The sequence below is a fragment of the Nocardia sp. JMUB6875 genome (assembly GCF_041154655.1).
Taxonomy (GTDB): Bacteria; Actinomycetota; Actinomycetes; order Mycobacteriales; family Mycobacteriaceae; genus Nocardia.
Map to the genome: position 1 here is coordinate 1 of NZ_BAAFGR010000231.1, position 9,210 is coordinate 9,210.

The window sequence follows — 9,210 nt, forward strand, 5'->3', positions numbered from 1 at the left end:
GCCGCCCGCAGCCTGCGCGTCCTGCTCGATTCCGGTGTCCCACACCAGCTCCGCACCACCGTCGACCCCGACCAACTCGGCCCCCGCGACCTCGACGACCTGGACCGCTGGCTGCACGACCTGGGCGCGGAACCGACCCTCCGCCAACCGGTCCGGCACCTGTCCACGGCCGGGAGTTGACCCGGTCGGCGACCGAAACCCGCGCCTGCGTGTCAACGCCACCCGACACGACAACCGCTGACCCCGAACGCACGAACCCCCTGTCGCACGAAATGCGACAGGGGGTTCGTTGTGATCAGCGATCTTTGGAGTCAGGGGCTCGAAAGATGGTCGGGGTGACAGGATTTGAACCTGCGACCCTCCGCTCCCAAAGCGGATGCGCTACCAAGCTGCGCTACACCCCGTTAGGCGTTCGGTGAACGCTCCCCGCGGCGCACCCGTGGACAGCGCGGGGCGGGAAAGAGCGGGTGACGGGAATCGAACCCGCACCATCAGCTTGGAAGGCTGAGGTTCTACCATTGAACTACACCCGCATGCACCGCATCCGTGGATGCCGTGTGCGTTGAGCACTGTACCGAACCTCACTCCCGGAATGCCAATCAGGTCGGGTAGTCGCATGTCACCGCCGGTCGGGGCGCGCGGTCGGCGCGTCGCGGCAAACATGCCGAAATCGGGTGTAACACCGGCGCAACGGTAGCGATGACCCTTGCGATCGCCATTCGCGAGACAGCGGGAACCTGTTCTGAATCAGGGGTTTTCGATGTCGGGTGGCTTGCTAGGATCCTTTTTGTCCGGACGGGGGTATCGGAAAGGGGGCGGTGAGCATGCACCACTGGTGTATCCGACCGCGTAGTAGTGAGTTCGATCCGAAGGGCGTGACCGGCGCGGCCGCCGGTCCTGTCATCGCGTACGCAGGGTGAGCGCCGATGCCCATCCGTCTCGACACCCGAACCTCCGCCATCGTGGCGGTCACCATCAGGGAATGGGTGCGCGCCGTGCACCCGGGCGGCGGCAGCGCCGCGCTGGGGCACTCGCCCACCGTTCCCTCCGATGAACTCGAGCGCATCTTCGGCCGGGTCATCGACGAATTGCTCGAACTGGCCGGGTCCGAACCGTTTCCGGTGCAGGCCGCCCGCCGCATCGGCCGCAGCCTGGCCGAATCGCCGTTCGACCGCACCCGCATGCTCGCCCCGGCCAGCCGCGCGCTGCTCGGGCTCTCGCCGGGCATGCGCGGGTCGCTGATCGCCACCCGCTGGTCGTTCATCGCCAGCCAGGCCATCGACGCCTATGCCGAGGCGCTGCAGACGCGGGCGCTGGCGCAGCAGGAGCGCAGCCTGTCGGAGGCGGTGTCGGTGCGGGTGCAGGAGATCGCGGCCCTGCAGACCCGGCTGCGGCACGAGGCCACCCATGACGCGCTGACCGATCTGGCCAACCGCTCGCTGCTGCAGGAACGCGTGCGGGTGATGTCCACCGACCCGGCGCGGGGCGTGGGGCTGCTGCTCATCGACCTCGACGACTTCAAGGCGATCAACGACGGCTACGGCCACACGGTCGGCGACGAGGTGCTGGTCACCATCGCCCAGCGGCTGCGCGCGACCTGCCCGGCCGAGACCGTGATCGCGCGCTACGGCGGCGACGAGTTCGTGGTCGCGCTGCCCGCGCGCCGCAATACCCTCGGCGAGCTGGCCATGCGGGTGCTGGCCGCGCTGTGCGAGCCGGTGCCCACGGCCGCCGGGCCGGTGCCGGCGTCGGCGAGTGTCGGCACGGCCTTCTGCCCGCCCGGACGGGACTGCGACTTCTCGGATCTGCTGCGCAGCGCGGACCGGGCCATGTACTCGGCCAAGACCGCGGGCAAGCGACAGTTCGCCGTGTCGGAGCTGGACGAAGAGGAGGTTGATCCAGCCCGCCGCGACGGTCGATTCGCGGCTGTGGCCGGATAGCCGGGTGCGCGCTGTGACCGGATAGTCCGTTCGCTCACAGCGAGTAGCAACTGTTCAGCGAATTTTGCTGCGTAGGCTGGGCGCATGGCTACGGTCGTGGTTCTGCTCATCGTCATGGTGGTTGTGCTGCTCGCGGTTGTCGCGGTCAACCGCGCGCAACGCTCCCGGTCCAACACCCAGCTCGAGGACGCCAAGGCGGACGCGCGCCGGGTGATCGAACGGCTCGGCGGGCAGGTGTACAACCTCGGGGGCACCGATCCGGCGTCCAAGCAGGCGCTGGCCGACGCGGGGGAGCGGTTCAACGCCGCGGGCTCGCAGATCGAGCAGGCCACCACGCCCGCCCAGGCGCGGCTCGCGAAAGAGACCGCGCTGGAAGGGCTCTACTACGTGCGCGCCGCCCGGACGGCCATGGGCATGGATCCCGGACCGGCCGTTCCCGAACTCGACGGTCAGCGCAGCGCCGGGCACGTCACCGAGGACCGTGCGATCGAGTTCGACGGCCGCCGGGTCGAGGCCTCGCCCACGCCGTCTCCGGCCACCCCGAACTACTACCCGGGCGGACGGGTCGCGGGGCGTCCGGTCCCGGCCGGTTGGTACTCCGAGCCGTGGTGGAAGACCGCGCTGGTCGCCGGTGCCTGGGGCGTCGGGTCCGCGGTGCTGTTCAACGCGCTCTTCAGCGGGATGTCCGGCGTCGGATACGACACCGCCGCCTTCGAAAACGGTTACGGCGACGGCTATCAGGCGGGGCTCGACGCCGCGGACAACGGCTACGACCAAGGTGACCAGGGCGGCTACGACCAAGGCGGTTACGACCAGGGCATCGACCCCGGCGCCGATCTCGGCGGCCAGGACTTCGGCGATTACGGGGACTTCGGCGGTTTCGACGGATTCGACAGCGGCGACTTCTGAGCGCCGAAGAATTCCAGCGCCCGCGCGGCGACGAGTTCCGGCTGTTCGGTCGCGGGAAAGTGTCCGACATCGTCGAGCACCTCGACGCTGACATCGGTTGCCAGCGAGCCGAATTCGCGGGTGGATTCGACCGAGACGATCGGATCCCGATCGCCCGTGAGAACCAGCGTCGGCACCGTGAGCCGAGACCAGCGATACTGTCCCGCGAGCAGCAGCGGTATCTCGTGGGTGACGAGATTGCGGTAGTAGCGGACCGTCGCGCGGACCCGGGCCGGTTCGTCGAATTGGGCGAGGAAGATCTCCCGATCCTCGGCTGTCAGCGCCGCCGAGCGGTGAATCCAATGGCGCAGCGCCCAGTCCGGAATCGCCCGCGCCGCGAGCAGCGGACCCGCCACGGGCGCCGCATTGGCCGCGATGTGCCACAGGCGCGCGCTGCCCACCACGACATTCGGTGTCGGCCGCAGGAAAGGGCTCGCCGTATTGAGCGCGATGTACTGCCGCATGCGTTCCGGAAAGCGCAGGGCCAGTAGATATCCCGCCAGTCCGCCCCAGTCGTGGCCGATGGCGCGAAACCGGTCGACCCCCAGTGTGTCGAGCAGGCCCGCGATGTCGTCGGCCATGCCCGCGGGCCGGTAGCCGTCCGGCGGGGCGTCGGTCCAGCCGAGCCCGCGCAGATCGGGGCAGATGACCCGGAAGTGTTGCGCCAGTGGGCCGATCAGGTGCCGCCACTGCCACCAGTGTTGTGGCCAGCCGTGCAGCAGGACCAGCGGTTCGCCGCCGCCCGCCAGCGCCACATGGGTGCGCAACCCGCCGACGTCGAGGAAACGGTGTTCGACGCCGGCGAGGTCGGGCAGGTCCCGCACCGTCATCGCGGGGCGCGGGTCGCGTCGAGGAAGACGGTGATCGCCGCCGTCAGTTGCGCGGGCTGATCCTCGGGGGAGAAGGTGCGCGAATCGCGGATCCATTCGATGCGGGCGTCGGGGAATTCGGCCGCCAGGCGTTCGGCATAGCGCTCCGGGAAGAAGCGGTCCCCGGCCGACCAGGCCAGCAGGACCGGCTGCTTGAAATCGGCGTAGGTCTTCGCGGCGGCGAGCGTGTACTTGTTGTCGAGGCCGAGGATCGCGCGACGGACATCCTCGCGAATCGCCTTGGTGCTCACCGGCAGTGCGTACGAATCACCCACCGCGGGCTCGAACGCGCCCTTGGCGAGCCAGCCGTACGCGATGGGCAACCGGCGCACCGCGCGAATGCGCAGACTCATGGCCAGTGAGGTCAGCGCGCCGGGGACGCGGGCGGACAGGCCGATGTAGTCGAAGAACGACGGCGGGAAGTTCTCATAGGCGTCGCAGGAGGTCAGGACCAGGCGGGAGACGAGGTCCGGGCGGGCGGCGACGACCAGCTGGCTGACCGCGCCACCGGAGTCGTTGCCCACCAGGGTGACCGGTCCGAGGCCGAGCTCCTCGATGGCCCCGATGACCAGCTGGGCCAGGCCGGGCGGGGTGAGGTCGGCGTCGGGCATGGCCAGCGAATGCGAGCCGAAGGGCAGATCGATTGCCACGCAGCGGTATTCGCCGGACAGCCCGGGAATCACCTTGCGCCACAGGTTGGCGTTGACCAGCAGTCCGTGCACGAAAACGATGGGATCGCCACTGCCGCTGTCGAATACGGCGAGTCTGCCCTGGGGCAGGGACAGTTCGCGGCGGGTGCCGAGGGCGGGATCGCGCCAGCCGGCGCGGGTTTCGAAGGTGGTCGAGTTCGTCATCTGAATCACTCCCCTTGGAGCCTAGACGGTGAAGAGGTCTTCAAACTAACAAACAGGCTGCCTGTTTTCAATGGGTTGGCGTTACGATCCACCCACCGAGACCGGAAAGGTGCCGATGGCCAAGCAAGCCGAACGATCCGAGTCGACCCGCGCGAGCCTGATCGCCGCGGCGCGCGAACTCTTCGCCGAGCGCGGATACGCGGCGGTCGGCACCCCCGAGATCGTGGAGCGGGCGGGCAGCTCCCGCGGCGCGATGTATCACCAGTTCAAGGACAAGAAGGACCTGTTCCGGGCGGTCTACGAGCAGGTGCAGCAGGAGACCCTGCAGGAGGTGGGGGCGACCATGGCCCAGGCGCCGGCCACCGACGCCATGGCCATGCTCGAGGCCGGTCTGCACAACTTTCTGCTCTCCTGCGTGGATACCGAACGGGTGCGCATCACCTTGATCGACGCGCCGTCGGTGCTCGGCTGGCAGGAGTGGCGTGCGGTCGACGAGAAGTACGGCCTGGGTCTGGTCGTCGCGGGTCTGCAGGCGGGGATTCAGGCCGGGGTGCTGCGCGACGATCTCGAGATCCGCCCGCTGTCGCTGATGATCCTGTCGACCCTCGGCGAGGCCGCCATGTTCATCGCCAATGCCGAGGACCCCGAGCTGGCCCGGACGCAGACCGAACCCGTCGTCATGGCGTTGATCAACGGTCTACGCGTCTAGACACCGAAATCCTTCGACACGCGCCGGAATTCGGCGGTGAGCCCCAGAATCGTTCGGGTGACGGACCTGGTGCTCACCCCGCAACGCCGGAACGAACTGTCCGACCTGCTCGGCGACGAGGCACGCCTGCGCGCCGAATTCCCCAGGGTCGCCGAGTATCTCGACACCGCGTCCCGGCTGCCCGGGACCGGGGACGAGCGCGCCGACGCGGCCTTCGATCTGCGGCTCGTCCACTACCTGACCGGTGGTGAGTCGGACAATCCGTACTGGGACATCGTCGGGCCGTCGGTCTCCGAATTCGCCCGCCGCCGCGTCGTCAATGGCGGCCGGGTCGCGGGCAGCGCGAGACTCGCCTTCGCACAGACGATCCTGCAATCCGCCTACGCCTACGCGATTCCCGCGCCCGGCACCCTCGATTGGATGGCGGAAGTCGCTGTCGGACATGCCATTACCGAAATCGGTGCGGGCCGGGGCTACTGGGCCGCCCAACTGACCCGCGCCGGGCTGACCGTCCACGCCTACGACTCCGAGCCGCCCGGCATCTGCCCGAACCGTTCGTTCCCCACCTTCCGCGGCCAGCGCACGCTCTGGCATCCGGTGAGCCCCAACACAACTCACGCCGCCGAGAACGCGGGCCGGCGCGGCCACACCCTGCTGCTCTGCTGGCCGCCCGGGTGGGGTGACCACATGGCCTCGGCCACCCTCACCGAATTCGCCCGCGCGGGCGGCACCCGCCTGCTCTATCTCGGTGAGCCTCGGGCCGGAAAAACCGGCGACGCCACCTTCTTCGACATCCTCGAAGCATCCTGGCGCCTGGAATCCGAAGATCCCCACTACGTTTCCTGGTGGAACCTCACCGACGCGGCCCAATTCTGGGTCCGGTGAGGCATGCTCGATGTCATGGCGACCTTCCTGCTCGTTCACGGCGGCGGCGACATCGGCTGGTTCTGGCACCTCGTCGAGGAACGCCTACGCGCCCGCGGCCACGAAACCATCGCCCCCGACCTGCCCTCCGGCAATGACGAGGCCACCCTCGACGACTACGTCTCCGTCCTGATCGAGGCCGCCGCCGACCGATCCGACCTCGTCATCGTCGGCCACTCCTACGGCGCCTACACCGCGACCGCGGCCGCCACGCGACTTCCCACCCGTCTGCTCGTCCTGCTCGCCGGAATGATCCCCGCTCCCGGCGAATCCCCGAACGACTGGTGGTCGAACACCGGATACTCCGAAGCGGTCAAGGAACAAGCGGCTCTCGACGACGGCCGAACCGGCAACGACGACCCCTACATCAGCTTCTACAACGGCGTCCCCCGACCCCTCGCCGAGGAAGCCCTCCGCCGAGCCGAGCACCGCAGCGAATCCCCGGTCGTCGCCGAAACCCCATGGCCGCTGCATGCCTGGCCGCCGATCCCGACCCGCTACATCGTCTGCAAGGACGACAACTTCTTCCCGCCGGCCTTCCTCCGCCGCCTGGCCCACGACCGGCTCGGGATCACCCCGGATGAAATCCCCGGCGGCCATTGCGCCGCGCTGAGCCACCCCGGCGAGCTCGCCGATCTCCTCGTCGGCTACCTCGACTAGCTAGGGTTTCAGCACGATTTTGCCGTGGGTGCGGCGGCGTTCGAGTTCGGTGTAGGCCTCGCGGACCTGGGACAACGGGTAGACGTTCGCGATCGGGACCTCGAGGTGTCCGTCGGCGATCAGCGCGGCCAATTCGGCGAGTACCTCCGCGCCCCGCCTGCCGTCGGCTCCGGGCTCGGTCTTGACCCCGTGCTTCGCGGCTGCCGCGAAATCGATGAGGGTGTCGATCCGCTCGGTCGAGACGCCGAGGGCGAGGGCCAGTTCGACGTACCCGTCGCCGTGGGCGTCGATGAAGGCGTCGATGCCGTCCGGTGCGGCGGCCGCGAGCCGATCGGCGACGCCGTCACCGTAGGCGACGGGAATCGCGCCGTGGCTGCGCAGCCACTGGTCGTTGTGCGCGCTCGCCAGGCCGATGACGGTGGCTCCGGCACGTCGCGCGAGCTGAACGGCGAACGAGCCGACCCCTCCGGCTGCTCCCGCGATGACGACGGTCTCGCCCTTCTCGAGTTGTACGGAATGCACTGCCCCCCAAGCGGTCACGCCCGCGATGTAGAGACTGCCCGCCACTTCCCACGGCACGTTCTCCGGTTTGGGCGTGAGGTTGTCGACGTCGACGAGGACCAGCTCAGCATGAGAGGACCGCTGCTCGGAGAACCCGATCACCTTGTCGCCGACCGAGAATCGCTCGACTCCGGCGCCGACCTCGGCGACGACTCCGGCGAGATCGCTGCCCTGCCCGGAGGGGAAGGTCGAGGGGAAGATGTCCATCATCGCGCCCCGGCGCAATGCCGCCTCACCGGGGTTGATGCCTGCCGCCTTCACCCGCACGAGGACCTGCCCGGCCCCGGGGGCAGGGCGGTCGACCTCCTCGATCCGCAGGACCTCGACTCCGCCGAATTCGTTGTACCTGACTGCCTTCGACATCGTCGCGCTCACCAGGCCACCGCACCGGCGTCGTCGAAGAACCCACCGGTCGGCCCGTCGTTCGGGAGGGTCGCGAGGCGAATCGCGATGGCCGCACCCTGTTCCGGGGTGCGGACACCGCGAAAACCGTTGAGGTCGGTGGCGGTGAAACCCGGGCAACCGTTGTTGATCAAGATATTGGTGTCGCTCAGCTCTTTGACGTATTGGATCGTGACGGCGTTGAGGAACGTCTTCGAGGCCATGTACGCGGTGATTGCGAAGGAACCGATCTCGGAGCTGGGCAGACCGGGAGTGGTCTGCAGAGTGAGGGACCCGACGCTGCTGGACATGTTGACGATCCGCGGTGCGGAGGAGGCGCGCAGCATCGGCAGCATCGCGTTGGTGACCCGGACGACCCCGATCACGTTGGTTTCCACGACAGTTCGCAGGATCGCGGGATCGACCGTGGTGGGCGTCTGCGGATGGCCGCCGACGATGGCCGCATTGTTGACCAGCACATCGAGCCCTCCGGCCTGATCGGCGATCAATTCGGCCGCCGCGGCCACACTCGCGTCGTCGGTCACGTCGAGCGGCACGCCGAACGCGTCGATCCCGGCCGCGCGCAGCTTCTCCACCGCGGTGTCGCGCCGGTCCCGATCGCGCGCGCCCACCCCGACTCGCCAGCCGAGCGCGCCCAGGCCCGCGGCGATCTCGTATCCGATTCCCTTGTTCGCGCCGGTCACCAGCGCGATCGTCTGTTCGCTCATACCGCTGATCCTGCTGCGGCTTCCGGTGCAGCGTCCAAGACCGATCGGGTGAACGGCGATACCGCACGGGTATCGATAGTGGTGAGCGCCCGATACGATGCCCTGGTGGACACGCGGGAGTTGCGATACTTCGTCGCCGTCGCCGAGGAATTGCACTTCGGGCGGGCGGCGCAACGACTCACGATGGCGCAGCCACCGCTGTCGCGGGCGATCCAGCAGCTGGAACGGCGGCTCGGAGTCGTTCTCCTGCACCGTGGTTCGCGCGCCATCACCTTGACCGAGGCCGGTTCGGTGCTGCTGCGCGAGGCCCGCCTCGCCCTCGAAGCGGTCGAAGCCGCCGAGCGCCGCACCCGCCGCGCCGCCGCCGACCGCCCCGGCGTGGTGCTGGCCGTCAAGGCCGGAGCCTCCAGGGAACTCCTGTCCAAGCTACTCGACGCCTACGCCGCCGAACCGGGCGCCGTCGAGGTCGAGGTGATGCTCTGCGGCCCCGGCGAACCGGAACGTCTGCTACGCAATGGAACCGCCGACGTGGCCCTCCTGCACCGCCCCTACGACACCATCGCCGGTTTCGACACCGAAGACCTCCACACCGAAAACCAGATCGCCGTCCTCCCCGCCGGCCACCCCCTCTCCACC

11 protein-coding genes and 2 tRNA genes are annotated in these 9,210 nt (G+C 68.8%); 7 read left to right on the forward strand and 6 right to left on the reverse strand.

The annotated features are described in order from the left end of the window. On the forward strand, positions 1–180 hold a 180-nt coding region (locus ACAM49_RS35845; RefSeq protein WP_369639982.1), incomplete at its 5' end, for a hypothetical protein. A 147-nt stretch (positions 181–327) separates the two neighbouring features. On the opposite strand, the gene ACAM49_RS35850 is transcribed toward ACAM49_RS35845, so the two are convergent. Together ACAM49_RS35850 and ACAM49_RS35855 are read right to left on the reverse strand one after the other, a co-directional pair. After that, a tRNA-Pro gene (locus ACAM49_RS35850) sits at positions 328–404 on the reverse strand. A gap of 58 nt (positions 405–462) precedes the next feature. Further along, positions 463–533, reverse strand: a tRNA-Gly gene (locus ACAM49_RS35855). 393 nt (positions 534–926) lie between these two features. Between ACAM49_RS35855 and ACAM49_RS35860 the strand changes: the two genes are divergently transcribed. Further along, positions 927–1,940, forward strand: coding sequence for a GGDEF domain-containing protein (locus ACAM49_RS35860; protein ID WP_051178229.1), 1,014 nt, complete (start codon positions 927–929; stop codon positions 1,938–1,940). Between the two features lie 84 nt (positions 1,941–2,024). After that, positions 2,025–2,849 carry a DUF1542 domain-containing protein gene (locus ACAM49_RS35865; RefSeq protein ID WP_369639983.1) on the forward strand — a complete coding sequence of 275 codons (825 nt, stop codon included), beginning with the start codon at positions 2,025–2,027 and terminating at the stop codon, positions 2,847–2,849. On the opposite strand, the gene ACAM49_RS35870 is transcribed toward ACAM49_RS35865, so the two are convergent. Together ACAM49_RS35870 and ACAM49_RS35875 are read right to left on the reverse strand one after the other, a co-directional pair. Beyond that, the gene (locus ACAM49_RS35870; RefSeq protein WP_369639984.1) at positions 2,801–3,718 is read right to left on the reverse strand and encodes an alpha/beta fold hydrolase; all 918 of its coding nucleotides are present in this window, start codon (positions 3,716–3,718) and stop codon (positions 2,801–2,803) included. The genes ACAM49_RS35865 and ACAM49_RS35870 overlap by 49 nt on opposite strands. Next, the gene (locus ACAM49_RS35875) at positions 3,715–4,611 is read right to left on the reverse strand and encodes an alpha/beta fold hydrolase (protein WP_369639985.1); all 897 of its coding nucleotides are present in this window, start codon (positions 4,609–4,611) and stop codon (positions 3,715–3,717) included. Before ACAM49_RS35875 ends, ACAM49_RS35870 begins: the two co-directional genes overlap by 4 nt. Before the next feature lie 115 nt (positions 4,612–4,726). Between ACAM49_RS35875 and ACAM49_RS35880 the strand changes: the two genes are divergently transcribed. The 3 genes from ACAM49_RS35880 to ACAM49_RS35890 are packed head-to-tail and all read left to right on the forward strand — an operon-like array spanning position 4,727 to position 6,904. Continuing rightward, on the forward strand, positions 4,727–5,320 hold the full coding sequence (locus ACAM49_RS35880) for a TetR/AcrR family transcriptional regulator (RefSeq protein ID WP_369639986.1): 594 nt from the start codon (positions 4,727–4,729) through the stop codon (positions 5,318–5,320). Positions 5,321–5,377: 57 nt separating this feature from the next. After that, entirely contained in the window at positions 5,378–6,205 is an 828-nt protein-coding gene (locus ACAM49_RS35885; protein ID WP_369639987.1) for a hypothetical protein, read from the forward strand. Positions 6,206–6,220: 15 nt separating this feature from the next. Further along, on the forward strand, positions 6,221–6,904 hold the full coding sequence (locus tag ACAM49_RS35890; protein ID WP_369639988.1) for an alpha/beta fold hydrolase: 684 nt from the start codon (positions 6,221–6,223) through the stop codon (positions 6,902–6,904). Here ACAM49_RS35890 and ACAM49_RS35895 read toward each other — a convergent pair whose 3' ends face one another. Continuing rightward, complete coding sequence (locus ACAM49_RS35895; protein ID WP_369639989.1) at positions 6,905–7,828, reverse strand: NADP-dependent oxidoreductase; 924 nt, start codon at positions 7,826–7,828, stop codon at positions 6,905–6,907. Between the two features lie 8 nt (positions 7,829–7,836). Then, positions 7,837–8,574, reverse strand: coding sequence for an SDR family oxidoreductase (locus ACAM49_RS35900; RefSeq protein ID WP_369639990.1), 738 nt, complete (start codon positions 8,572–8,574; stop codon positions 7,837–7,839). A 105-nt stretch (positions 8,575–8,679) separates the two neighbouring features. Here ACAM49_RS35900 and ACAM49_RS35905 point away from each other — a divergent pair. Beyond that, on the forward strand, positions 8,680–9,210 hold a 531-nt coding region (locus ACAM49_RS35905; protein WP_369639991.1), incomplete at its 3' end, for a LysR family transcriptional regulator.

What these genes read in the sequence shown, in the direction of transcription:
- ACAM49_RS35875 (WP_369639985.1), bottom strand. Translation starts at nt 4,611, where the DNA reads ATGACGAACTCGACCACCTTCGAAACCCGCGCCGGCTGGCGCGATCCC.
- ACAM49_RS35860 (WP_051178229.1), top strand. Translation starts at nt 927, where the DNA reads ATGCCCATCCGTCTCGACACCCGAACCTCCGCCATCGTGGCGGTCACC.
- ACAM49_RS35900 (WP_369639990.1), bottom strand. Translation starts at nt 8,574, where the DNA reads ATGAGCGAACAGACGATCGCGCTGGTGACCGGCGCGAACAAGGGAATC.
- ACAM49_RS35895 (WP_369639989.1), bottom strand. Translation starts at nt 7,828, where the DNA reads ATGTCGAAGGCAGTCAGGTACAACGAATTCGGCGGAGTCGAGGTCCTG.
- ACAM49_RS35880 (WP_369639986.1), top strand. Translation starts at nt 4,727, where the DNA reads ATGGCCAAGCAAGCCGAACGATCCGAGTCGACCCGCGCGAGCCTGATC.
- ACAM49_RS35890 (WP_369639988.1), top strand. Translation starts at nt 6,221, where the DNA reads ATGGCGACCTTCCTGCTCGTTCACGGCGGCGGCGACATCGGCTGGTTC.
- ACAM49_RS35865 (WP_369639983.1), top strand. Translation starts at nt 2,025, where the DNA reads ATGGCTACGGTCGTGGTTCTGCTCATCGTCATGGTGGTTGTGCTGCTC.
- ACAM49_RS35870 (WP_369639984.1), bottom strand. Translation starts at nt 3,718, where the DNA reads ATGACGGTGCGGGACCTGCCCGACCTCGCCGGCGTCGAACACCGTTTC.